A 26,783-nucleotide genomic window follows, 5' to 3' on the forward strand; every position below is an offset into this window, starting at 1 on the left:
GTTATAAAAATAAAGAGTTATGCATAAAAAATACGAATTTAAGGTAGAGCCGTAAATAAAATGTCAATATAAAGGTAAAAAATATTGAAGCGCCTCTTCATTTTTGGCTTTTGACAAGGATAATTTAGTAATAGCACTATGACTTCGTTAGAAAATCGAATAATATACCAATTGAGTATAGGGTTAGCGCAAATTGTTCTAAATAGACCTTTAAGCAAAACATTGATTTTATCAAGATACATGTTTTGTTACATTCAGAATTATTTCCACACGTACCGTTATTCCCCTTACTAATTACTGCAATATGTGTTAAAATTGACGCATATCAATATTTTTATTTGTAATGAGCAAGCTTATGATCCCAGAAAAACGCGTCGTTCGCCGAATCCAATCTGGCGGTTGTGCAATCCATTGTCAGGATTGCAGTATTAGCCAGCTCTGCATCCCGTTTACTTTAAACGAGCATGAGCTTGATCAACTCGATAATATTATCGAGCGTAAAAAGCCCATCCAGAAAGGTCAAACCTTGTTTAAAGCAGGTGATGAGCTGAAATCACTTTATGCCATACGTTCCGGTACAATTAAAAGTTATACCATCACGGAAGAAGGCGACGAGCAAATAACAGGATTTCATCTTGCTGGTGATTTGGTTGGCTTTGACGCCATTATTAATACTGAACATCCAAGTTTCGCACAAGCTTTAGAAACATCTATGGTCTGTGAAATTCCATTCGAAACTTTGGATGACCTGTCAGGCAAAATGCCTAACTTACGTCAACAAATGATGCGCCTAATGAGTGGTGAAATCAAAGGTGACCAAGAAATGATCTTACTGCTATCGAAAAAGAATGCAGAAGAACGTCTGGCTGCTTTTATTTATAACCTCTCACGCCGTTTCGCACAGCGTGGTTTTTCTCCTCGCGAATTCCGTTTAACCATGACTCGTGGTGATATCGGTAATTACTTAGGTTTAACTGTCGAAACAATTAGTCGCTTACTGGGTCGCTTCCAGAAAAGTGGCATGTTAAGCGTTAAAGGCAAATACATTACTATCGAAGATAGTACACTGTTAAGTGAACTTGCAGGCAAACTTCCTTCATCAGTTGAAGTTTAATCTGTTACATTTCACACGCTAATTTTATAACGGGGCACACAAATTTGTGCCCCGTTTTCTATTTTGTACTATTGCATTTTATCTTCTTGGGTTATCTTTAAATTGTAGATGGATAAATCCAGCCCTAAAGAGGATATTACAATGGAAAAATATCAAAACCTTCTCGTTGTCATTGATCCTAACCAAGATGACCAACCAGCACTTCGCCGTGCTGTCTATATCGTTCAGCGTAATGGTGGGCGGATAAAAGCTTTTCTACCTGTTTATGATCTCTCTTATGACATGACAACCCTTTTATCTCCCGATGAACGTAATGCAATGCGTAAAGGTGTTATCAGCCAAAAGGCAGCTTGGATCAAACAGCAAGCACGCTATTACCTTGAAGCGGGCATAGAGATTGATATAAAAGTCATTTGGCATAATCGCCCCTATGAAGCCATTATTGAAGAAGTTGTTGCACATCAACATGACTTACTCATAAAAATGGCTCACCAACATGATAAATTAGGTTCACTCATTTTTACGCCTCTGGATTGGCAATTGCTTAGAAAATGTCCTTGCCCTGTTTGGATGGTCAAAGATAAAGAGTGGCCTGAATACGGTACTATCGTTGTCGCCGCAAATTTATCGAATGAAGAATCTTATCATGATGCCCTTAATCTGAAACTGATTGAGCTAACAACCGACTTATCTCATCGCATACAAAAAGATCCTGATGTTCATTTACTTAGCGCTTATCCCGTTGCGCCGATTAATATTGCGATTGAGCTACCTGATTTTGATCCTAATCTTTATAACAATGCACTACGTGGTCAACACCTTATTGCGATGAAGGAACTTCGCCAGAAATTCAGCATTCCCGAAGAGAAAACACATGTTAAAGAAGGATTGCCAGAACAAGTGATCCCTCAAGTTTGTGAAGAGTTAAATGCTGGCATTGTTGTTTTGGGTATTTTAGGAAGGACGGGGCTTTCAGCCGCATTCTTAGGAAATACTGCGGAGCAACTGATTGATCATATCAAATGTGATTTATTGGCTATCAAACCTGATGGTTTTACCTGCCCTATTACTGTTGATAGTGATCACGATTAAACGCTCTGTATACTAAATAAAAAAGCCAGTCAAAATTTTGACTGGCTTTTTGCTATTCGCTATCTGTATCTATTACAGTGCTTTTAAAATTGCATCCACACTGGCTTTAGCATCGCCAAACAACATCTGTGTATTCTCTTTAAAGAATAGTGGATTCTGAACCCCTGCATAACCTGTATTCATTGAGCGTTTAAACACAATAACATTTTGCGCTTTCCACACTTCTAATACTGGCATACCTGCAATTGGGCTATTTGGATCATCTTGTGCCGCTGGGTTTACTGTATCGTTAGCGCCAATAACCAAGACTGTATCAGTGTCGGAGAAATCATCATTGATTTCATCCATTTCTAATACAACGTCATAAGGCACTTTAGCCTCTGCTAACAACACATTCATGTGACCCGGTAAACGCCCTGCTACTGGGTGAATACCAAAACGCACTTTCACACCATGCTGGCGTAATTTTTCAGTAATATCATGAACAGGGTATTGTGCTTGAGCAACCGCTAATCCATAACCTGGAGTGATAATGACTGAGGTTGAATTTTTCAGCATATCAGCCACTTCTTCCGCGGTTGTTTCGCGGTACTCACCCATTTCACCTTCTTCTGTTGAGGCTGAGCCATCAGTACCAAATCCGCCCGCTATTACGCTAATAAAAGAGCGATTCATCGCCTTACACATAATATAAGAAAGGATAGCACCTGAAGAACCCACTAATGCACCCGTTACAATTAACAAGTCATTGCTTAACATAAAGCCTGCTGCTGCTGCTGCCCATCCTGAGTAAGAGTTCAGCATCGAAACAACAACTGGCATATCCGCACCACCAATTGACGCAACTAAATGCCAACCAAATGCCAAGGCAATCACAGTCATTATGATGATTAAGAAAACTTGTAAACCAACACTGTCAGTTTTAACAAACCAAACCATCAATAAAAAAGAAACCACTAAAGCTGCAAGATTTAATTTATGACGATTAGGTAACATCATCGGTTTAGATGACATTTTCCCACTTAATTTACCATAAGCGACAATCGAACCCGTAAATGTAACAGCACCAATGAAGATCCCTAAAAAGACTTCTGTTAGGTGGATATTCACCATGACAGGATCCATTGCTGTATTGTGGTCAAGATAACTGTTAAAGCCCACTAAAACTGCCGCTAAACCTACAAAGCTGTGCAAGATTGCGACCAATTCTGGCATTTGAGTCATTTCGACTTTTTTAGCTAAACGAATACCAATAACGGCACCGATTACCATTGCAATAATGATCCAACTCACATTGCCAGCATAAGGCCCGAAAATGGTTGCGAACAATGCAATTGCCATCCCTGCAATACCAAAGTAGTTACCTTGTTTAGAGGTTTCATGCTTTGATAAGCCGGCAAGGCTGAAAATAAATAATATTGCGGCGACAATATATGCCGCTGTAACAACTCCGCTGGACATAATTGTCTCCCTTATCCTTTACGGAACATTTTCAACATACGTTGAGTAACAGTAAATCCACCAAAAATATTAATACTCGCAATCAATATTGCGATAAACGAAAATAGGCTAACCCAGCCACCACTACCAATTTGGAGTAAAGCACCAACGACAATAATGCCTGAAATTGCATTTGTTACTGACATTAATGGCGTGTGCAATGAATGACTTACATTCCAAACAACGTAATAACCTACAACACAAGAAAGTGCGAATACCGTAAAGTGAGATAAAAACTCTTTCGGTGCAACATTTGCAAGCCATGCAAACAATAAAAAGGCTATCGCTAATAAACTGTATTTCTTCCAAGGTGAAACCGGTTTAGCAACGGGTTTTTCTTGTGGTTTTGCAGCAGGAGTAACTTTAGGTTGTGCTGAAACTTGAATTGGTGGCGCAGGCCATGTTACTTCACCCGCACGAATTACAGTCACACCACGGATGACAACATCATCAAAATCAATATTGATATTACCGTCTTTTTCTTTACACAATAATTTCAATAGATTAACTAAGTTAGTACCATAAAGTTGAGATGACTGTGCTGGTAAACGAGCAGCTAAATCAGTGTAACCAATGATTTTTACACCATGTTCTGTCGTAAAGACTTCATTAGGCACGGTATATTCGCAGTTGCCACCATTTTGAGCCGCAAGGTCGACTACAACACTTCCTGGCTTCATTGAATCGACCATCTCTTTCGTAATTAAACGAGGAGCGGGTTTTCCTGGAATTAATGCCGTTGTAATGATGATATCAACATCTTTTGCTTGTTCTGCAAATAATGCCATTTCAGCATCAATAAATGCTTTTGACATTACCTTAGCATAGCCATCACCACTGCCCGCTTCTTCTTTAAAATCAAGCTCAAGGAATTCAGCACCCATGCTTTGAACTTGCTCTTTAACTTCAGGGCGAGTATCAAATGCGCGAACAATTGCACCAAGACTTCCTGCGGCACCAATCGCAGCAAGACCTGCAACTCCAGCACCAATAACCATCACTTTAGCTGGTGGTACTTTACCTGCGGCGGTAATTTGTCCAGTAAAGAATCTTCCGAATTCATGGGCAGCTTCTACAACAGCACGGTAGCCTGCAATATTTGCCATTGAACTTAACGCATCAAGAGATTGTGCACGAGAAATACGTGGCACACTATCCATTGCCATCACGTTAATATTCTTTTCAGCTAACTTTTCGAGTAATGCCGCATTTTGAGCTGGCCAAATAAAACTTACCAGTGTCGCGCCATCTTGTAGCAACGTAATTTCATTATCCAGAGGTGCATTTACCTTCAAAATAATGTCTGATTCCCAAACATTTTGAAGAGCGAGGATCTCGGCACCGGCGTCCTGATAAGCTTTATCTTCAAAGCTTGAGGCAATACCTGCGCCATTTTCAACTGCGACTGTAAATCCTAATTTTATGAGTTGAGTCACTGTAGCTGGTGTAGCTGCAACCCTTGTTTCATTAGAAAGTCGCTCTTTGGGTATACCAATTCGCATAATTTTCCCTTCTTATCCATAGAGTTCTGTTAAAACTTCTCCGTTAACTTCACATTCATGCAAAAAAAATGTTAAAAATAATAATATGCATGCCATTAATCGGAGTTCTAATAACCTACTGAAAATAAAACCAATAATCTATATCTGTGTAAAGCTAAAATTGAACTTAATTAGATCATTTTAGTCGAAAAGGCATATTTATGAATTATTCACTATATTCAGGTAAATATCTGGTAACATATACTGGTCATTTGACTCTGTGGTGATTCGCTAAATAAAATAATGCGACAAATGCTATTATTACATGTAATAATTAATCCCTATGTGATAAACCACGACGTTCAGCACATGACCAATATTAATTGCGCAAGGCGGAAGGATTTTGTATGAAGCTGAAAACCTCAGTCATCGCAGCAGCGATGTTGTCTTTAACTAATATCACTGTTGCGCAGGCTGCTCAGGAATTAACACCCGAACAAGCTGCAGAACTAAAACCATTTGAAAGAATTACAGTTATCGGTCGTTTTAACGCTATTTATGAAGCCGCTGATGCGGTATCTCGTCGTGCGGATAAAGTCGGTGCTGATAGTTTCTATATTCAAGGCCTAGATGATATTAGTGATAGCGGCAACATGAGTGTTACTGCTGATCTATACCATAAAGATGCACCCAAAGCAGATCAAGAAAGCTATCGCGTCTTTCATGGCGTGAAAGAACTACCAAAACCTGAAGCAATTCTGCTACAACCATTTGATACAGTTTCTATCCGCGGTTACTACCCTACAACCCCTGATATTAACGACGCAATTGCAAAAGCAGCTGCTAAAAAAGGTGCTGCATCATTCTTTATTGTACGTAACGTATCAACAAATGATGGTGGTAACCAAGAAGTAACAGCTTATATCTACAAAAAAGATGCGCCTAAACGTGCAATTCAAGCACCAGAGGCTGTCGTTCCTTATGACTCAGATGCAGGTCGCGCACTTATTGCAGAAGGCGGAGCCGCTGCCAATAAAGTTGAGAAACCAGGTCTTGCATCAAACACTGATTTTGATAGAAGTGTAGGAACATTTGCTGATACACAAACTTCGGGTGCTAGTGGTCGTTACACTGTCACATTACCTGATGGTACTGAAATCCAAGAAGTCAACAAAGCAGCTGCTGCATTAATGGATCCATTTGATACCATTACATTTAGCGGATACTTTGTAAACTCACCAGAGATTTCTTATCAAGTTGCTAAACGTGCAGCTGCAAAAGGTGCCAAGTATTACCATATTACAAATGAATGGCAAAGTGATGGTGGTACAGTCACTATTACCGCTGACCTATTCAAGTAATAAAGCGTCCTAATTAAAAAAACCTTGCTGATGCGAGGTTTTTTTTACTCAAAATATCATCAAAACCAACCTCATTTTGTAAAAGTGCATAATTTTTATGATTTAATGCATAGACAACCAAGTCAACTCTCCGTAAAATCTCGCTGTTTTTTAGTGTTTTTATCTTTATTTAAATTTGAGATATTCATATTTATTCTATTTACTGACCAAAAAACAAGAAAATACGCTATTTATTTACAATTTTAATCACGTAGGTAATTATCCTTGAATAAGAAACTTGGCTTAATATCACTCACCGCGTTAGTATTAAGCTCAATGGTTGGTGCAGGTGTATTCAGTTTGCCTCAAAATATGGCCGAAGTTGCCAGCCCTGCCGCATTGATTATTGGCTGGGTGATAACTGGCATTGGCATCCTCTTTCTTGCTACATCTTTATTACTCCTCTCGCGCCTTCGACCTGATCTTGATGGTGGCATTTTTACCTATGCGAAAGAAGGATTTGGTGAATTTATTGGTTTTTGTTCAGCATGGGGTTATTGGGTCTGCGCTGTTGTTGCTAACGTTTCTTATCTTGTTATTGTTTTTGCTGCCTTTAGTTTTTTTACAGATACATCAGAGAACGTTATTTTTGGTGATGGGAATACATGGCAAGCATTAATTGGAGAGTCAATCTTACTTTGGGTTGTCCATTTTCTTGTATTACGTGGTGTTCAAACTGCAGCCAGCATTAATTTAATGGCGACAATGGCAAAACTCCTTCCTTTAGGGTTATTTGTTATTGTCGCCCTATTAGCTTTCAATATGGATATATTTACCCTTGATTTTAAAGGTGTAAATCTGGGTGTCCCTGTTTGGGATCAAGTCAAAAATACCATGTTGATTACACTGTGGGTATTTATTGGTATTGAAGGCGCGGTCGTAGTTTCCGCAAGAGCTAAAAATCGTCGTGATGTTGGTTTAGCAACAGTACTCGCCGTTGTCATCGCATTAGTTATCTATATTCTTGTCACTTTATTATCGCAAGGTTTAGTTAGCCAAGCAGAATTAGCAGCGATGAAAAACCCGTCAATGGCGCCGTTACTTGTTCAGCTTATTGGTAACATAGGCGAGATAATTATTGCAGCGGGTCTTATTCTCTCTGTATGTGGTGCATATTTAAGTTGGACAATTATGGCGGCAGAAGTGCCTTATATTGCCGCACTACATCACTCTTTCCCTAAACAATTAGGGAAGCAGAATAAAAATGATGCGCCTTCATCTTCATTATGGTTTACCAATTGTGCAGTCCAATTCTCTTTAGTTTTAATTTGGTTGACGGGAAGTAACTACAATACATTACTGACCATTGCATCAGAGATGATCCTTGTTCCTTACTTTCTCGTCGGTGCATTTTTATTTAAAGTGGCAATTGCACGCAGTAGCCGTGCCTTATTATTAATAGCCATACCTGCAAGTCTTTACGGTTTATGGCTACTTTATGCATCAGGTGTTATTAATTTATTACTCTCTGTCGTTCTGTATGCACCAGGTATCCTAATGTTTTTATATACACGCAAGCAGTATAAAGATAAAAAACCATTGCATATAAGTGAGCGAATTCTGTTAGCACTAGTCTTATTTGGCGCTATTCCGGCATTAGGCTACTTAACTATTTACTAAAGACAATCTGAGAGGTACTCGAAAAACAGTGCCTCTCTTACCTTTCCCTTCCTTCTCTCCAAAAATCAATTTCACTTAAGTCAAAAAAATTCCCCTGCTAAGCTGTTTTTTTTAATATCGATGGTTAGGTAGTTATAAATTAAGAAACACATTGTATGTTGTAACTAATAAATAGTTAGCTATTTATTAGCTAGGCAATAAAAAACCCACAAGAAGCATGAGTTCCCGTGGGTTTAAAAATGTCACTATTAAATTAGTTAAAACTAACTTGTTCCATCGCCTGCAATATACGTTTATCTGATATTGGATACGGTGTACCTATCTGTTGAGCGAACAGGCTTACTCTCAGTTCCTCTATCATCCAACGAATATTTTGCACTTCCTCTTGCTGCTTTTGTTTCTCTGTTAGCTTACCTAACCACTGTTGCCACTGTTGAATAACATTTTCAACTCTGCTCATTTGAGCGCGATCGCGATTAGGATCAATGGCCAGTTTTTCCATTCGTTTTTCAATTGCACTCAAATAACGAGGAATATCCGCAAGACGTTTCCATCCATGAGAGGTAACAAAACCAGGAAAAACTAACTGACTAAGTTGAGCTTTAATATCAGACAATGCAAAAGCAACGCTAATATCCACCCGCCCTTTTAAACGTTTATTGATGGCAAAAACTTGAGTCAAAATAGATTCAACTTGTTTTGCTATTTCGACTACAGCATCGTTTAGTTCAGCTCTGACATATTCTTGCAGTTTTTGATACTCGCCTTCTTGCCAAACTAAACCACCATAAGACGCCATTAGTTTATCAACACCACAAGCAATACAATCATCAATCAACTCTAACACTTTACCATAAGGGTTAAAGTAAAGACCAAGTTTTGCTTTATTTGGTAATTTCTCATGTAGGTATTTTATCGGTGACGGAATATTTAATAATAATAGTCGTCTTACTCCTTCCCACATTGAAGCTTGCTGTTCAGATTCTGTTTCAAAAAGCTTAATACCCACACTGTTTTTTTCATCAACGAGTGCTGGATAAGCTTTCACTGAATAGCCACCCCGTTTTTGCTCATAACGCTGAGGCAAATCACCAAAACTCCAAATATGTAAATCTTGTTGTTCGATACCATCATCCGCTACTGCTGATAATGTTTCTTGCACTTTTTCCTTTAAGTTCTCTTTTAATTTATTGAGATCTTTACTTTCTGCCAGCGTTTTATTTTTATCGCCAACAACACGGAATGTCATTTTTAAGTGATCAGCAACTTGATCAAGTTGCCAACTCTCTCTATCAACGGTCACTCCTGTCATTCGGCGTAATTCGTTTTCGAGTTTATCGAGTAAGCCGCCTTCAACTTGAGGAACACGTTCTAAAAAAGCAGAAGCATAATTAGGTGCTGGTACAAAATTACGACGGATAGGCTTTGGTAATGACTTAATTAAGGCCACTATCAATTCATGACGAATACCTGGAATTTGCCAATCAAAACCTTCGTCTTTTACCTGATTTAAAATCGGTAATGGAATATGAACAGTGACACCATCAGCCGCTGTACCCGGTTCAAATTGATAAGTTAAGCGTAATTTTAAATTATCTTGATGCCAATAATTTGGATAATCTAGTGCGCTAACACGTTTGGCATCATCCTTGATAAGCATACTTTTTTCAAAGTTAAGCAGATCAGGTGATGCTTTTTGTGCTTCTTTCCACCATTTATCAAAATGACGTGATGAAACAACGTCTTGTGGTATTCGCTGATCGTAGAAAGTAAACATTGTTTCATCATCGACAAGAATGTCACGACGACGAGATTTATGCTCTAACTCTTCCACTTCAGTCCGTAATTTTAAATTTTCACGGAAGAATGCATGACGAGTTTGCCAATCACCTTCTACTAACGCATGGCGGATAAATAGCTCACGACATAATAACGGATCAATTTGGCTATAATTAATAGGTCGAGAGGCAACAATAGGTAAACCATATAACGTAACTTTTTCATTAGCCATTACAGCGCCTTGCGCTTTTGACCAATGTGGTTCGCTATAGTGATGTTTCACTAGATGTTCGGCGATAGGTTCAATCCATTCAGGTTCAACGCGCGCTGCGATTCGTCCCCATAAACGAGACGTCTCGACTAACTCTGCCACCATAGTCCATTTTGGTGGTTTTTTAAATAAACCAGAGCCAGGATAAATAGAAAAACGAGCATTTCTCGCACCTGTAAATTCTTGTTTATCGGCATCTTTTTGACCAATATGTGACAACAAGCCACTGAGTAGAGCAACGTGAATACTTCTAAAATCAGCGGGTTCGCTATTAACAGGAAAACCTAATTCTTTAACAACTTGTCGCAATTGCGTATAAACATCTTGCCATTCTCGAACACGCATAAAGTTTAAAAATTCTTGGCGACATAGCTTTCTAAATTGGGAATGGCTCAACTCTTTTTGTTGAGTTTTTAAATAATCCCACATATTTAAAAAAGACAAGAAATCAGAATCTTTATCTTGGAAGCGTCGATGCTTTTCATCAGAAGCTTGTTGTTTATCCATCGGTCTTTCACGAGGATCTTGAATTGAAAGTGCGGATGTAATAACCATCAACTCTTTTACTGCACCATATTTACGTGCTTCAAGTACCATTCTCGCCAAACGAGGATCAATAGGAAGTTGTGCAAGTTGTTTCCCCATTGGGGTTAAACGATAAGCACCATTGTGGTCGGTTTCGTCTTGTAACGCGCCTAGTTCTTCTAATAAACGGACACCATCCTGAATATTGCGTTTATCAGGTGGCTGTATAAATGGGAAAGCACTAATATCACCTAACCCTATCGACGTCATTTGCAAAATAACAGATGCAAGGTTAGTTCTTAATATTTCTGGATCAGTAAATTCAGAACGAGAAATAAAATCATCTTCTGAATAAAGACGAATACAAATACCATCGGAAACACGACCACAACGCCCTTTTCTCTGATTTGCTGAAGCTTGAGAAATAGGCTCTATTGGAAGTCGTTGTACTTTAGTGCGATAACTATAACGACTAACACGCGCAAAACCGGTATCAATAACGTACTTAATACCCGGCACAGTTAATGAAGTTTCGGCAACGTTAGTGGCTAAAATAATGCGCCTGCCATTATGAGGATGAAAAATTCGGTTTTGTTCACTGTTAGATAAACGGGCAAATAAAGGCAATACTTCAGTATGGCGAAGTTGTAATTTATTCAGCGCATCAGCAGTGTCACGAATTTCTCGCTCACCGCTCATAAAAATAAGAATATCACCCGCACTTTCTCTGCTTAATTCATCAATAGCATCAACAATGCCATCGGTCATATCCTTATCACTGTCAAGTTCGTCACCACCAATAGGACGATATCTCACTTCAACAGGATAAGTTCGACCAGATACTTCAATAATCGGTGCTTGATTGAAATGCTTGGAAAAACGTTCAGGATCGATGGTTGCAGAAGTAATAATGATTTTTAAATCAGGGCGCTTAGGTAATAACTGCTTTAAATAGCCAAGAATAAAGTCGATATTTAAACTACGTTCATGGGCTTCATCAATAATGATAGTGTCATATTGTAGTAACAGCTTATCTTGCTGTAATTCCGCCAATAAAATACCATCTGTCATTAGCTTAACGAGGGTATTATCGCCAACATGATCACTAAAGCGAACCTTATAACCTACAGATCCGCCTAACGTACTTTTTAATTCATGAGCGATACGTTCAGCTACTGAACGTGCAGCTAAACGACGAGGCTGAGTATGTCCAATAAACCCCTTGATCCCTCGTCCTAATTCAAGACAAATTTTAGGGATCTGTGTTGTTTTACCAGAGCCAGTTTCCCCTGCAATAATAACGACTTGGTTATCTTTTATTGCATTATAAATAGCATCTTTCTTTTGACTAACAGGCAGGTTTTCTGGGTAAGTAATTTCAGGACAATTAGCACGACGGCGAATTATCATCTGTTGTGCCGTATTAATATCTTCTTTAATTGCACTTAATACCGCTTGTTTAGACTCTTCATTATTAATTTTAGCGACGCCACGTAGACGTTTTCTTAATCGCTGCTGCTCCCGCAACGATAATTGCTCTATTTCTTGATAGAGCGTGGCAGATGATAATGTCACCTTTTATTATCCTTTTTGAGGTTATTCTAATCAAAACTATTGAGTTCATAATATCACAACAGGCTATTTGCACATAAAGGCTTGATTAAATTTCTTAGTATATGATTTCATATAATCAATAATTTTGAATAGCATATTCAAAGGATTGTGATGTGATATTTTAAAGATTGGGTAAACTACTATTAACCAATAAATTTAAATAAATAGAACATTTTATAGACCACGAGAAAATAATGAAAAAGATCCTTGTACTGAAATCCAGCATTTTAGATAGCTATTCACACAGTAATAAAATGACCGATTACTTAATTGAAAATTGGCAAAAAAACCATAAAGACGACCTGATTACTGTACGTGATCTCGCTAAAGATCCTATACCAGCTCTAGATCAAGCCACCTTATTTGCCTTTGGCAAAGATGTTTCCATACTCTCTGATGAGCAAAAATCAGCTAGAGCTTTATCAGATGAACTGATTAATGAATTAAAAGCACACGATATGATTGTGATTGCTGCACCAATGTATAACTTCTCAATTTCAGCGCAATTAAAACATTATATCGATTTTATTGCTCGCGCAGGCGAAACATTTACTTATACAGAAGCGGGTGCTGTTGGTTTACTCGAAAACAAACAAGCTGTTGTATTAACCAGTCGTGGTGGTGTTCATAAAGATAAGCCTTCTGATTTGATTGTTCCATTCCTTACACAGTTTTTAGCTTTTATCGGTATCAATGACGTACAATTTATTATGGCTGAGGGTACTGCATTTGGTGAAGAATATGCACAGCAATCTCATCTGCAAGCACAAAAAGAAATTGATACTGTAATTAGTACAAAAAATATCACCGCAAAATAATTAATTTTATCTTTTTATAAAAGCACCTAACTAGGTGCTTTTTTTATATCTAAATATTAAAGATATATCAATATCACTTAATTTTTTATAAAAAAGACCTTATTGAGTTATAACTAAAAAACCTTAAAAGAAGATAATTCCGAAATAACCTGATTTATTAAAAAAATAATTTAAGAATTAGTTTTAAAAAAAGAATTTATTCTATTATTCACGCTAAAAATAGATATATAGGATTGAATTAAATTTGATTTTAAAAAGATAAATTAATAATATTTTTTTGCTTCTAGAGATAAGAAGATTATTAAATAATTTTATTAATTCAATAAATGGAATTTTAAATGAAAAAGAATTTACTCTCAATGCTCATTTTATCTACAAGTTTTTTATCGACCCAATCAAATGCAGTTGAATATGTAGAAAATGGTATAGGTTCAGTTGAAATTAGTGGCTTAGTAACACCAAATCTTCGCTGTGAGTTACAAAATATAGCACCAATTAAATTACATGACGTTCAAGCAAATAATTTTGCAGATACCCATTTGGCAAACGTGGACGCACTACCAATTAACATTAATTTTACAAATTGTTCTGATGGCCTTCAGAATATAAAATTAAGAGTTAAAAATAACGGAGAAAGTATATTAAAAAATACAGCAAAAGATGGTAGTAATGTATCTGTTGCTATTTTAAATGCAGATGGAAATGAAATAGACTTATCAATAGCAGAAAATCCAGCATTTAAAGTAAATATTGATGGTGATGATAATACGGCAAGTTATGAATTTCTAGCCAATTATAAAAAACCAGACAATGCAAGCGCAACACCTGGCCAAGTAACGGCTAGCTTAAGTTTTGATGTTATTTATTCTGATATTGAAGACCTAAATTAAAATTCAAAAAGTAAACAAAGCTGGTTATCCAGCTTTGTTTTAACATTCCTTATTTATAAATAATAATATAATATTACTATATAACAATAGAAAATGATTAAAAAAATAATAACCACCACACTATCTCTATTTATAATCATCCCTACTTATGGTTACGCATCAATAGAAATAAATAAGGATAAATTTATTTTTATTGAAAGCAAAGGTCAGGAGATTATTGAAATAAAAAATAACACAACTAATGATTATTTTATACAAAGCTGGATTTCGCATTATGATGAAAATAATGATACTGAATTACCTTTTATTATCACCCCCCCACTTTTTAAAATAGAAAAAAATGAAAACTATTCTTTAAAAATTTTTAAAACAGATGAGATAGAAAAAAAGGACCAAGAAACACTATATAAAATAAACATTAAGAGAATACCATTGCTATCTAATTCAGATGAAAATAGAAATTTATTACATATATCAATGAATTCTGTCTATAATTTAATATATAGACCAATATCAATAGAAAAAGGTGCAAAAGATGCTTATAAAAGAATTGAGTTTTTAAAAAATAAAAATAATGAATTTATTATAAACAATCCCACACCCTACTTTATTACTTTGCTTAATGTTAGTTACAATGGTGTACTACTGATGAATAAAAGCAAAACCATACCTCCATTAAAAAAATACAATACAAAAAATATAATTAAAGAAGATGGATTAATTAAATGGAAAACAATTAATCAATATGGCGTGGAAATAAATGCAACAGATAAGGCCATAATAAATGAAGATTAAATATAAAAAAATGGAGTTCACTTTCTTTATTTTTATAATTATTTGCACCAAAGATGCTATCGCTCAGAATAATTTCCTCTCTCTTTATTCTAATTCATTTTCTAATATTAATGATGAAACGATTAAACTACTTCTTGAAGATAAAAAACCTGAAGGGTTTTATCATTCTATTATTCATATTAATAATAGAAAGAAAATGGCAAAGCTCCTTTATTTTAAAAATGTAGATAACAAGTTAACTCCTTGTCTTTCTATCAATGATTTAACTTCTCTTGGTATTGATACTTATTTTTATAAAATAACAAAAGAAAATCAGGAAATAACTCCTTTAAGCGATTATTCGATAGATTTTAAATACCAATTTTCCAATCAAAAATTAAATTTAATCATTCCGCAAAAAGCATTAATAAAAAAAACAGACTATGTCATCAATGAACAAGATTGGGATGACGGAATTACCGCATTATTCACTCAATATTCCTATTGGATTAAATATCACCAAAAAAAATCGACTGAGCAAAAACTTAATTTACACTCAGGTATTAACATGGGAGCTTGGCGTGTACGTAGTCAAAGTGGATTTAATTGGAATAAAGATCGTTATCAATCTAAGCTTTCATCAATTTACACCTATCGACAAATTAATTCTTTTTCTTCTCTTTTTTATGGAGGTAAATTTTCACCTACGACACGAATATTATCAAATGATAAAATTATTGGCTTTCAATTAATATCCAATAATTTAATTTCGAACAAAAGTCTTTATGCTAATAGCCCGATTATTGAAGGTATTGCTGATACACAAGCTCAAATTATCATAAAACAGGGTGATAAGATCATCTATGAAACAACGGTTCCTCCTGGCCCCTTTCTTTTAAATTCATTACCTTCAATAGGAAGTGAAAAACTCACTTTGGAGATCAAAGAAGCAGATGGAAGAGTAAAAATTTCGACACACTATTTTGCATCATTACCGAATAAATTAAATAAAGGAAGTTATCAATATAATATCATCTCAGGCACATTACCTGATCATCCAAATAACAAAAAATCTCTTTTTCTTTTAGGCGAATTTTCATATGGTCTAAGCCAAAAAATCACTTCTTACAGTGCAATAAAAAAACATGATAAAAGACAAACCTATTTATCTGGACTATCTCTAGATTTAGGTATTTTAGGTGGTTTAGCGACAAATATAAGTTATGAAAAAAATAACAATAATAAAATTAAATATCAATTTCGTTATCAGAAAAGTATTCCCATGACACAAACTCACTTTACTTCGGGAATGTCTTTCTATCATTATTTAGGTAATTCATTATCAAAAAACAACATTAAAAAAAACCATTCACTATCTTTATCTCAAAATATTAATGAGTTAGGCTACTTCTCTTTGCATTACCACGGTAAAACATACCATGATTCATCGAAAGAATTTGAAATTGGAGCATCCTTTTCATCCTCATTTAATAGGGTAAATTATCATTTAAAGTATGATTTCAAAAAAGAGAAATATTTTTCGGATCATTATTTTTCATTTAATTTTCATATTCCTATAGGTAATATTGAACATCATCATTGGATGAACAATCAAACAAGCTATCAAGTCAATAATAAACGTTATACAAATAGTACAAATCTAGGAGGAGCATTGCTTAATAATAATTTAGGATATTCAATAAACTATCAACATACACATCATCCTAAAAGAAAATATAATCAATTTTCTGCTAATACACGCTATCAAAATAATTATCAATCTTATAGTTTCTCTGGAAATAAATCAGAGAATAATTACAATCTTAATTTTTCAATTAATGGTGCATTAGTACTTCATTCCGAAGGTATTACTCTGACACCCCGTTTAGGAAAAACTTTTGCATTAGTGAGTACACAGGGTATTACTGGTATTAAAACATCATTTTCATCTAATTTAGAAACAGATATCTTTGGTAACCTAATTTTAAATAACATCACGCCTTATCGAATAAATAAAATCAAACTAAATGCGACTACACTCCCCCAATCCGTTGAAACCGAATATTACAGTAAGAGTATTATTCCTACATTAGGTGCAATATCTAAAATTACTTTTCCAATGAAAACAGGTTATCGTATTATTTTCAAATCAATAACTCCACTTCCTTTTGCTTCAACAGTTACCGTACTAGATAAAGAGGATAATATTATTTCCCAAGGATTGGTGACAGAAAATAATGTTATTTTTCTTTCTGGTATTCCTGATCATGGATTAATAAAAGTAAAATGGGGAGAAGATAAACAGTGTCAATTTAATTATAATTTGAGTTCCGATGAAAAGAAAAAAAACCTGATAAAAAAAGAAGTTAATTGTCTTTAATTCAAAACAAAAGTACTAAATATGAAAAATAAAAAACATTTCTTCTATTTAATTATAATTTTACTCTATTCATCATTTTCATTTTCATCAATACCAAGACGTGGTGATCACGATATTCCTCTAAGCTGTGATATAGATCATATTTATGAAAATACAAGTGATAGATTTTCTATTAACGGAAATGACTTTTCTTCATATGAGAAAGGAGAATTAGCGAATATTGATCCTCACATTATCCTTATTAATATAAAAGATTGTTCTAAGAGTAATGGGAATATTCGCTTAAAAATTGAAAATACGAGTATTGATAATACAACAGGTTACTTGAAAAATATGATTAGTGCTCCCGATGCAAGTAATAATATTGCTTTTCAATTATTGTACAATGAGGAAGAAAGACCCATCAATCTTAATAAAAAGAGCGAATTTACTGAAGAACTGACTGATGGAGAAGCTGAATTTTATTTTTTAGTTAACTATGTTAAAAAAGATAATATGCCTCCTGCATCCGGTTATATACGCTCAAACATTAATTTCATTGTCATGATCAATGACGATATTGTTAATTTTAGTGGTAATGATTAATTAGTCATAAAAATTAGCTACAAAAAAGCACGATAGAAATTTATAATATATCGTGCTTTAAAAATAAAATGAGGTTAAGTCTGTATTTAAGATTTAACTACTTCTTTACCCATTTTCCATTAATCCCCTTTACAAACTCACCTTCATTAGCTCTTGCGACTAATTTTTCACCTGCTAGTCGAGCAACAGAATCAGGTGTTACTTGGTTAGTTTTAGCAATTTCAGCATATTTTGCTTTTCTTGCTTGATTTATTTCATCAGCAAGTTGTTGAGCCTGCTTATTATTAGTTTGCACAAGCTCAATATAACCACTAAAGGTTTCCCCTACTAATCCTTGTGATCTTGCTTCATCAAGCGTTAATGCTATGGCATTTGCACTGCCTAAAGCTATCATTAGCGCAAAACTTAAGAAATATTTTTTATAATTCATCATTTATCCTTTAAAAAATGGCGCTGTTATTTTTTAAGAGATCTTCAACTTGTCGGTCTATTTTTACATTAATTTCATGTTCAATTTTTACATTCATATTAATGTTAATGGGCTTATCCGGTGTGGCGACTTCTAACCGAATACATCCTGTTAATGCTGATATTCCCATCATCAAAGCTGTTAGTAAGAATAGTTTTCTTAAGAATAATGGTTTCACTCTGACTCACTCCCTAAATCTGATAAGCTCTTTTCTAACCACTCTTCCAATTGTGAACCAAATCGTAAACTTCGCCATAATTGGAAGACATTTTCTTCATGTCGATAATTTAAATTAACTTGTCGACGTTTATCTTCTAGAGGATTCGTTCCATTGATTTCTGCTTCTAATACCAACTCACCCAAATTACTTAAATTAACGCGAGTCCAAGAACGGCTGATCTCTAAATAGCGCAACCATGCCATAGCAACGCCCGCAGACATATTATTTTCATCAATAGAATCCACAAAATCCTTATCAAGTCTTAACGTTAAATAAGATGAATTAGCCAGCCAACCATCTTTAATAATCCATTGGTTATTATTAATAAAAAACGGAAATTCACCACTAACTTTACCTGATGCCGCAAACTGCGTCACTTTTAACAAAGTAAAAAGATGACTTAATTGAATGTTATCAAGAGAAATAATCGCTGCATCATGTTGTGGAATTGTGAGTTTTGCCAATGAAATGGTTCCATCAAGCATAGCAACATTCACATTAGATAGAACTAACGGTTTATTTTCTGTTGCAGGGTAAAAACCTTGAAGATCAGCCGTAATATCCGTCATGTCAAAAAGATTATTAACACGCTTTATCCGTAACTGGACAGGCTGTTTAACACCTAATTGCCATTCGTCGCCATTTAAACGCCAAGGCAAAATAAAATCTAAACCTTCTAAAACACCATCTTTAAGCCACATTCCACCTTGTTTAACAACAAGATGCCCTCCTGCTATTAATCCTTGTTCTGGTGCAATAGAAAAATCTGCTTGTGTGTAGAGTTCACCTTTATCAAGAGTGATCCCTAAATCTTCAGGCAAGAGCGATTGAAAAACATTAATAGGTTGTGAAGGCCAACGCATTTGACCTCTTAATCTTGCGCCATCCCAACGCGTATTTATTGCAATAGGTCCTATATTGGGTTTAGCACTTAATTCGCCTTTTACATTAAAATTAAAAGGGGAATCACCATTAACTGTGGCAATAAAATCGGCCTTATCTAAAAAACCACCAGCAGGAAAATCAATACGTTGACTCGTTAATTTTAGTTTTCCATTAAATACAGGCTTTTTATCATCTCTTACCCAACGAAACGGACTTTCTAAAGATAATCGAGGAGCAGTCATCGTAGTATTTTGATATTTTAAAACATCAAAACCTGTATTGAGTTTCTCAAAACTAACCACTTTATCAGCCCAGTACCCTGTTCCTGCGATATCCCAACGTGCTTTTAAAGGTAATAAATCCCCTTCTCCCCAATAGCGCCATTGCCAAGTCCCATTGTCAGGTAAAAAATCAATCGCCTTACCTTGAAAATGAATACGGTAATCCCCCCAAATGCTATCTTGGGCAACGACTATCGCATTTAAACGACCATTAAAACCATTTGATGAAAGTGTGGTTCCAGCTAAAGGTAAACGAGCATCTGTGATGGTAAGCGTTTCAGTGAGTGGTCCTTTAAAACGAAACAAAGAGCCAGATTGAAATTCAACAGTAGGATCGGTCAACATGCCAGTGACTTTAACAGGTAATTGCGCACTGGCTTGCATTAATTCTTTATTAACAATACCAGTGATTTGAATAGGGATTTGTGCATCTAACCAATTTACTGCGGTTTCAGGAATCGATATCACTAAATTCCCTTTTCCCGCTTTGCCTTCTGTCATCACGTTTAATCGTGCAGTTAGTCTTAAATCCGCCAATCCTTTTTGCCATTGAGCGATATTAATATTTACACCGCCTCGCAAAGGTTGATCCAATCCAAACCATTCCCAACGACCTTGTTCAATCACTATATTTTCGGATGTCACTTTCCAAGGTAATAAAGCCAATGCATGGCCACCACCTTGTTCAGCAAGCGAAATCGTGCCAGATTTTCCTACCCATTCAAGAATAATAACCAATGGGTGAGCGTAGTGAGACGTCAATAGTGTCGCATCAATGGTTCCTTTTTCTGGTAATGAAGCAACATCAAGAGGAAGCGCTATTTCAGCAGCAAGTTCAATGTTATTGTTATCAGGCAAATTAACTTTGAACCGTTTAATATCAAGCCATTGGTTATCTCTAATAAAAATACCAAGTTGTACATTTTCTCCTTGGTAAGTCATTAATCTTCCATTATTTTGTGTTCTTAATTGCAAAGAACCTTGATAACGCGCATTTTCTTTTAAGAGTACATTTTCGATGTTGACAAATAAATGAGGTATTGAAGTCAGTAGTGAATTTATCTCAAGAGGAACGGTTGCAGTTTCTTCTTGCTTACTTACAGGCATCATTGAAAAACATTGTTCATCAATGGCAAGTTGCTGGCTATTAAATTGCAGTTTATCAATCTGTTCTTTTTGATAAGAGAAAACAAAGTTATCAAGATTAGCTAAAGTGCAACTCTCTGTCTTTAATACGATGTTTTCAATTGAAACACCCATACGCTGTAATTTGGGCTGTGATAAAGAAAGAGTTACACCTTCAGGTAAGTAATAATGAGCAACAACAGGTAACCAACGAGGAATAGACACCCATAAAGCAGTGCCTATTAGGCCGGCGCCTAGTAGTATCGTCCCTGTCCATTTGATTGTTTTTCTTAACAACACATTATATTCCTTTTAAACAAACCTGAATCATCCACTTACCTCGTTAAATTGTTTATAATGATAGTATTAATTTCTTTCATATTGGGGCTGGATAATTCTTGTTTTTCTAGCCTCTGAATAAAAATTTAATCGAGAGTAGAGAAGACTGGATGAAAATCGTTTCCTATAGTACTAAACATTATGATCGTAAGCACATGGAATGGGTCAATCAACATAATGGATATCATTATGATATTGAATATTTCGATTTTAATTTAACAGAACAAACTGCAAAAAATGCCGTTGGCGCTGATGCTGTCTGTATTTTCGTCAATGACGATGCAAATCGTGCGGTTTTACAAGAACTTGCTAGCCTTAATATACGTATTCTCGCATTACGTTGCGCGGGCTTTAATAATGTTGACTTAGAAGCCGCCGCTGAATTAGGCATTACTGTTGTTCGTGTTCCTGCTTACTCACCAGAGGCTATTGCAGAACATGCTGTTGGTATGATGCTGTCACTTAATCGTCGTATACACAGAGCTTATCAACGTACTCGTGATGCTAACTTCTCATTAGAAGGCTTAACTGGCTTTAATATGCATAATCGTACTGCCGGTATTATTGGTACAGGTAAAATAGGATTAGCAACATTACGCATATTAAAGGGTTTTGGCATGAAGTTACTTGCCTATGATCCTTACCCAAACCAAGCTGTACTTGATTTAGGTGCCGAATATGTTGATTTGGCGACGATTTACGCAAACTCCCATGTAATTTCATTACATTGCCCATTAACCGCAGATAATCATCATCTATTAAATGAAACTGCTTTTTCACAGATGAAAGATGGTGTGATGATTATTAACACCAGTCGTGGTGCATTGATTGACTCTGCGGCTGCGATTAATGCATTGAAACAAGGCAAAATTGGTGCACTGGGAATGGACGTTTATGAAAATGAACGCGATCTTTTCTTTGAAGATAAATCAAATGACGTTATTCAGGATGATATTTTCCGTCGTCTTTCTTCTTGCCATAACGTGTTATTTACTGGGCATCAAGCATTTTTAACAGAAGAAGCCTTAATCAGTATTAGTGAAACAACTCTGCACAATATTAAAGAGATTGCTTCAGGTAATGAGTGCGTTAATCAGATCAAAGCTTAATTCTAGGCATTAAGAATAAATGTAATAAAAAGCCCCCTTCGCCATAGATTAGCCAAGGGGGCTTATTTTATTTATCATCGATACGACACTTATTTTCCTTGAGTGTCGATAACTTCTGTTGATTGTGTTGAATCAAAACGTGAAAGAATTTCGTTCTCTTCATCTACTGTAAATTGTGAAACCAATTTAGCTAATTGATGAGCTTCATCATCCATATTTGCTGTGATAGCTGCTGATTCTTCAACCAATGCTGCATTTTGCTGAGTAACGGTATCCATTTCACTGACGGCCAACGCGATTTGGTTAATACCCATGCTTTGTTCATTAGAAGCAAGGGCAATCTGTTGCATAAAGTCATTTACCTGATTAATGGTTGTAACGATCTCTGACATTGAACGTCCAGCTTGAGCAACCTGTTGCGAACCAACATGCACTTTATTAACAGAGTGCGTAATCAACTCATTGATCTCTTTTGCAGCTTCGGCACTGCGGCTAGCTAAACTGCGCACTTCAGACGCAACAACGGTAAATCCTCTACCTTGCTCACCTGCTCTTGCTGCTTCAACTGCCGCATTCAGTGACAAAATATTCGTTTGATTGGCTATGCTGTTAATAATATCATTGATATCTGCAATTTTTTTCGCACTTTCAGAGATTGAAGACATGGTCTCTACCACGCTATCCATCACATTTTCGCCATTTTGAGCAGATGCCGTTGCTGTTAGTGCTAATTTGCTAGCTTCACGCGAGTTATCCGCATTTTTCTCAACTGTTGTTTTAATTTGCTCCATGCTCGCAACAGTTTCTTGTAATGCACTAGCCTGCTCCTCAGTACGGGAAGATAAATCAGTATTTCCTGTCGCAATTTCACTTGCACTTACACTGATGGTATTCACTGCATTTTTGACAGATGCGATCATATGGCTTAATGAATTTTTCATCTTATTCATTTCATTGAATAACTGACCAAATTCATTAGTACCATGATTCTCTACACGCATACTTAAATCGCCTTGGCTCATCTTACTAAATATGTTGATTAAGATTTTAATATTGCCAATAAACGTATGAGAGAACCAACGTAATATAAAGATAAATAAGAGAATAACGACAGTGCCAATAGAAATCGACACCAACATCAAGCGTTCTTGGGATGTTTTTGCAATATCGATATAGCTATTCTCAATGCCATTAGCAACAGCATAATATTGCATAGTAATATCATTTAGCTCATCCATTTTAACACTGGCAGAGTGTGTTGTTAGCTCACCTTTACGCAGTTTATCTAGCGCGCCAGTGAAGATATCCAGCAGTTCATCAAAACGCTTTGTCATATCATCGGCTAATTCTCGCCCTTCTTGGGTGAGTTTTTCCGTATCTGACCAACGATGGATCTCTTCACGCGTTATTTCAATATATTCCGCAGTTTGGTGAAAGTATTTTGCTGAGGGTTTTTCATTAACGCGTAATTGTCCATCTAACCCATTAATATTTGCCCTGATCACCGCCATTTGATATCGCGCTTTGCCCATAAGTAACATTTGCTGACTGAGGCTATTTGATGAAACGAAATTATTGTAGGAGCGAGTGGAAGCATCATAACTAAAATAAATAATGCTCATAATCAACGCAAACAAAATGGCCAGCATGACCTTAACGGTCTTTTCTATACTGATATTTTTAAACATGGTCATATTCCATCAAAATATACAGAGTTTGTTATCTGTACATTTGTAAGATATCAGAATGCACTCTTTCTCTGATAAAGAGCATATTCCCTAGTGTCAATAAAATAAGGCTAAGATTTATTCATTAGAATATAAAGGCACGTAGGATCTACCTTTGTTTATAATGTCGGTAATAATGAGAGAAAACTTTAGAGTATAGTGAAAACCATTTTTCATTTATGAAATAAACGATTGTTTTAGCCACCAAGATACAAATTAACTATATAATATCCCGCAATGAAGGTGATTTTACTCAGAAAAAGATAATTTATTAATTATATTTTAGTTTTTTTGATTTTATTTATGTATTTTCATATTAAGTTTTAATAGGTATATTTACCTATTAACATTAATTAATTTAATTCTGAGATTAATTTACAGTGAGTTTTAAAAGTGTTTTATTTCCAATAAAAATAAAGCAGTTTCTAAAAACCGCTTTTATTGTTTATTTATTATGAGTAATTTAGCTTTATTAAGAAATTTAAATAATTTTTTCTATTAATAGTTTTTCAGTTAGTTCAATAAGTCTTATCACATTTAATGGGGTTTCTATTTTTCTAACTTCTTCCAAAGAAAGCCATTGGAAAGAATTATTTGTTAATCGGCTATTTTTTAGCGGCTTGCAAAGGTAAATCATATCAATGTGATAATGAAATCCTTGTTTTTTATCGTGGATGGGTTCTTTTAAAATGGCGAGAGGTTTTACAAGCTCAATAACATCATTGTTATTGAGGTTAAGGCTAAATTCAGGTTGATAGCAAAGACACTCACACAGTAAGCCTGTTTCTTCTTCTATTTCTCTTAATACTGCATCTTGTGGCTCTTCATTTTCTTCTATATGACCACCAGGTGGTAACCAACAACCTATTTTAGAGTGTAAATGGAGAAGGAATTTGCCCTGTTCATTGAATACAATGCCCGTTGCGGTGAAATGACTCTTAGGCACTTCTATTGTCATAATATTCTGATCCTTTACTCTATTTATTTTTACCCAATGTACATCACACCTATCATTATTTTTGTGCTATTTATGGTCTTTCACATTTATTGAAGATTGTTTCATTCCCATTAAAAAATCAGAAAATATCGTTTTAAAATCCTTACAAGCATTTTCAGGTAATGTAGTTTCATTTTTTAAATTAATCGCAATATGCGTAACAAATCCATAAATTAAATTAACGACAATATCAGGAGAATAGGTACAAATTTCTTGTTTATCATAAAGCGTATCTACACATTTTTTTATTCGAGGAATAAGAATTTGTGAATCAATTTCATCCCATTCCTTCCAACCTAAAACGGAAATTATTTCTTGTAGGGGAATAAGCTTATCTTTATGTTGATAAATATGATCAACACAGAAACTAAAAATAGCCTCTAACTCTTGCCATTGATCATCATAGGTAGGAATTTGAACCAGTTTTTCAACAACCTTATCAACCTGAAAAAGATAGCACTCTTTTAATAAGGCTTTCTTATTACTAAAGTGGTGATAAAACGCCCCTTTCGTTACTCTTGCGTGACGTGATATTTCATCAACAGAAACATCACAATAGTTTTGATTTATAAATAGTTCTTGTGCAGCTTCACGTAACGCAGAGCGCGTTTGCTCTGAATTCTCTTGTTGCCGTGATTTTATTTTCATGATAAAACCCTTAAAACATACCATAAGTATGTAATAATATATGGGTATCAGTTTCGTGTAAACTGAACAAAATATTTTCAGGAAATCATCATGTCATCTCAGTACAATGGGCTTATCCCCTCCAATACCTTATCCTCATTTAATATAGAAATTATCAAAGAACTCCTTCTCTGGATTGAGGTGAATCTGGAAAAACCGTTGTTACTTGATGATGTGGCAATTAAATCAGGTTACACAAAGTGGCACTTACAACGTGTATTTAAACAAGCAACGGGTTTAACGCTTGCTTCGTATATTCGAGGAAGACGTTTAACAAAAGCTGCAACAGAGTTACGGTTAACAAAGTTACCTATTCTCACTGTTGCATTGCGTTATCAATTTGATTCTCAACAGTCATTTACTCGTCGCTTTAAAGCAACATTTGGTGTTACACCAACGGAATATCGTAAACTTGATAATCTTTGTGGTAATAATTTCCAGCCCCCCATTAATTTTGATGTTATTGATTTGCCTATTCCTAAGATTATGGAATTACCAGACAGTTATGTTTACGGCATGCAATATCAATATTTTTGCTCTATAGAAGATATTGGCAAATTACATGAAGATATTCGTCATCAATTTTGGAATGATTTTTTACTGTATACTGATAAAAATTTTACGGAAAGTACGGTGCTTATCTCATATCAACCCAATACTTTACGTAAAAATAAAATCCAAATTGATTATGAAATTGGCTTGAATAACTTAGATCATTTTACAAAAACCAGTGGTTTTAGAAAAAGAGTGATAGAAGGAGGACGTTATGTCCGATTTCAATTTAAGGGAACATTAGAAGAATATAAGCAGTTTGCGATGAAAATTTATTTTTATACGCTACCTGCATTAGGTTTATGTCGTCGCTTAGGCGCTGATATTGAAAGGTATGTCAGTATAGAAACTGATGTTGATTTAATGGAATTACCAAAAACCTTAGAGATTGATTATTTCGTTCCCATCCATTGATGATCCTCAAATAGCTTGAATTTTCAGGCTATTTTATTAAGAGCAGATTAATTTCATAGTGGCTATCTGTGCGATAAATTTTTCATCACTTGTTTCTGTACAATAATTCACTAAATTAGCTGTTTACTTATTATT

General features: G+C 35.3%; 20 protein-coding genes. 11 read left to right on the forward strand and 9 right to left on the reverse strand.

The genetic code is table 11. The annotated features are described in order from the left end of the window. Window positions 1–355 precede the first annotated feature (355 nt). Together JEP71_RS01790 and uspE are read left to right on the forward strand one after the other, a co-directional pair. Window positions 356–1,114 carry an FNR family transcription factor gene (locus JEP71_RS01790; protein ID WP_036912995.1) on the forward strand — a complete coding sequence of 253 codons (759 nt, stop codon included), beginning with the start codon at window positions 356–358 and terminating at the stop codon, window positions 1,112–1,114. Window positions 1,115–1,255: 141 nt separating this feature from the next. Beyond that, window positions 1,256–2,206, forward strand: a complete 951-nt coding sequence (gene uspE / locus JEP71_RS01795; RefSeq protein WP_109372272.1) for a universal stress protein UspE — start codon at window positions 1,256–1,258, stop codon at window positions 2,204–2,206. A 72-nt stretch (window positions 2,207–2,278) separates the two neighbouring features. Here the strand turns inward: uspE and pntB are convergent, their stop codons facing one another. After that, a complete protein-coding gene (gene pntB / locus JEP71_RS01800; protein WP_198625659.1) occupies window positions 2,279–3,667 on the reverse strand; it encodes a Re/Si-specific NAD(P)(+) transhydrogenase subunit beta in 1,389 nt (462 codons plus the stop codon). Between the two features lie 11 nt (window positions 3,668–3,678). Next, entirely contained in the window at window positions 3,679–5,208 is a 1,530-nt protein-coding gene (pntA, locus tag JEP71_RS01805) for a Re/Si-specific NAD(P)(+) transhydrogenase subunit alpha (protein WP_198620017.1), read from the reverse strand. Between the two features lie 386 nt (window positions 5,209–5,594). Here pntA and ydgH point away from each other — a divergent pair, with 386 nt between their 5' ends. Next, window positions 5,595–6,548 carry a DUF1471 family protein YdgH gene (ydgH, locus tag JEP71_RS01810; RefSeq protein WP_100158325.1) on the forward strand — a complete coding sequence of 318 codons (954 nt, stop codon included), beginning with the start codon at window positions 5,595–5,597 and terminating at the stop codon, window positions 6,546–6,548. 264 nt (window positions 6,549–6,812) lie between these two features. Further along, on the forward strand, window positions 6,813–8,207 hold the full coding sequence (locus JEP71_RS01815) for a basic amino acid/polyamine antiporter (RefSeq protein WP_198625660.1): 1,395 nt from the start codon (window positions 6,813–6,815) through the stop codon (window positions 8,205–8,207). 253 nt (window positions 8,208–8,460) lie between these two features. Here JEP71_RS01815 and hrpA read toward each other — a convergent pair whose 3' ends face one another. Beyond that, complete coding sequence (gene hrpA, locus JEP71_RS01820; RefSeq protein WP_198625661.1) at window positions 8,461–12,357, reverse strand: ATP-dependent RNA helicase HrpA; 3,897 nt, start codon at window positions 12,355–12,357, stop codon at window positions 8,461–8,463. Between the two features lie 233 nt (window positions 12,358–12,590). Between hrpA and JEP71_RS01825 the strand changes: the two genes are divergently transcribed. The 5 genes from JEP71_RS01825 (at window position 12,591) to JEP71_RS01845 (ending at window position 17,843) form a co-directional block, all read left to right on the forward strand. Beyond that, window positions 12,591–13,214: an FMN-dependent NADH-azoreductase gene (locus JEP71_RS01825; protein WP_198620014.1), complete on the forward strand. Its 624-nt coding sequence runs from the start codon at window positions 12,591–12,593 to the stop codon at window positions 13,212–13,214. Between the two features lie 338 nt (window positions 13,215–13,552). Continuing rightward, window positions 13,553–14,104: a fimbrial protein gene (locus tag JEP71_RS01830; protein WP_198625662.1), complete on the forward strand. Its 552-nt coding sequence runs from the start codon at window positions 13,553–13,555 to the stop codon at window positions 14,102–14,104. A gap of 93 nt (window positions 14,105–14,197) precedes the next feature. Further along, window positions 14,198–14,899, forward strand: a complete 702-nt coding sequence (locus JEP71_RS01835) for a fimbrial biogenesis chaperone (protein ID WP_198625663.1) — start codon at window positions 14,198–14,200, stop codon at window positions 14,897–14,899. Next, a complete protein-coding gene (locus JEP71_RS01840) occupies window positions 14,889–17,258 on the forward strand; it encodes a fimbria/pilus outer membrane usher protein (protein ID WP_198625664.1) in 2,370 nt (789 codons plus the stop codon). The genes JEP71_RS01835 and JEP71_RS01840 overlap by 11 nt, the downstream gene beginning before the upstream one ends. Window positions 17,259–17,279: 21 nt before the next feature. Beyond that, a complete protein-coding gene (locus tag JEP71_RS01845) occupies window positions 17,280–17,843 on the forward strand; it encodes a fimbrial protein (RefSeq protein WP_198625665.1) in 564 nt (187 codons plus the stop codon). Between the two features lie 97 nt (window positions 17,844–17,940). Here the strand turns inward: JEP71_RS01845 and JEP71_RS01850 are convergent, their stop codons facing one another. Genes JEP71_RS01850 through JEP71_RS01860 form a run of 3 tightly spaced genes read right to left on the reverse strand, consistent with a single transcriptional unit; the run spans window position 17,941 to window position 21,123 of the window. Next, complete coding sequence (locus JEP71_RS01850) at window positions 17,941–18,273, reverse strand: YdbL family protein (protein ID WP_198620009.1); 333 nt, start codon at window positions 18,271–18,273, stop codon at window positions 17,941–17,943. Window positions 18,274–18,283: 10 nt separating this feature from the next. Continuing rightward, on the reverse strand, window positions 18,284–18,490 hold the full coding sequence (locus JEP71_RS01855) for a YnbE family lipoprotein (RefSeq protein WP_100159376.1): 207 nt from the start codon (window positions 18,488–18,490) through the stop codon (window positions 18,284–18,286). Continuing rightward, a complete protein-coding gene (locus tag JEP71_RS01860; protein WP_198625666.1) occupies window positions 18,487–21,123 on the reverse strand; it encodes a YdbH family protein in 2,637 nt (878 codons plus the stop codon). The genes JEP71_RS01855 and JEP71_RS01860 overlap by 4 nt, the downstream gene beginning before the upstream one ends. Before the next feature lie 149 nt (window positions 21,124–21,272). Here JEP71_RS01860 and JEP71_RS01865 point away from each other — a divergent pair, with 149 nt between their 5' ends. Further along, window positions 21,273–22,271: a 2-hydroxyacid dehydrogenase gene (locus JEP71_RS01865; protein WP_109372260.1), complete on the forward strand. Its 999-nt coding sequence runs from the start codon at window positions 21,273–21,275 to the stop codon at window positions 22,269–22,271. Between the two features lie 89 nt (window positions 22,272–22,360). Here JEP71_RS01865 and JEP71_RS01870 read toward each other — a convergent pair whose 3' ends face one another. The 3 genes from JEP71_RS01870 to JEP71_RS01880 form a co-directional block, all read right to left on the reverse strand. Beyond that, window positions 22,361–23,959 carry a methyl-accepting chemotaxis protein gene (locus tag JEP71_RS01870; protein ID WP_198620007.1) on the reverse strand — a complete coding sequence of 533 codons (1,599 nt, stop codon included), beginning with the start codon at window positions 23,957–23,959 and terminating at the stop codon, window positions 22,361–22,363. Window positions 23,960–24,479: 520 nt separating this feature from the next. Then, window positions 24,480–24,956, reverse strand: coding sequence for an NUDIX hydrolase (locus tag JEP71_RS01875; RefSeq protein WP_198620006.1), 477 nt, complete (start codon window positions 24,954–24,956; stop codon window positions 24,480–24,482). A 66-nt stretch (window positions 24,957–25,022) separates the two neighbouring features. Continuing rightward, on the reverse strand, window positions 25,023–25,643 hold the full coding sequence (locus JEP71_RS01880; RefSeq protein ID WP_198620005.1) for a TetR family transcriptional regulator: 621 nt from the start codon (window positions 25,641–25,643) through the stop codon (window positions 25,023–25,025). 90 nt (window positions 25,644–25,733) lie between these two features. Between JEP71_RS01880 and JEP71_RS17640 the strand changes: the two genes are divergently transcribed. Then, window positions 25,734–26,648 carry a helix-turn-helix domain-containing protein gene (locus tag JEP71_RS17640; protein WP_109372256.1) on the forward strand — a complete coding sequence of 305 codons (915 nt, stop codon included), beginning with the start codon at window positions 25,734–25,736 and terminating at the stop codon, window positions 26,646–26,648. Window positions 26,649–26,783: the final 135 nt, after the last annotated feature.

Source organism: Proteus sp. PR00224, assembly GCF_016238105.1.
Taxonomy (GTDB): domain Bacteria; phylum Pseudomonadota; class Gammaproteobacteria; order Enterobacterales; family Enterobacteriaceae; genus Proteus.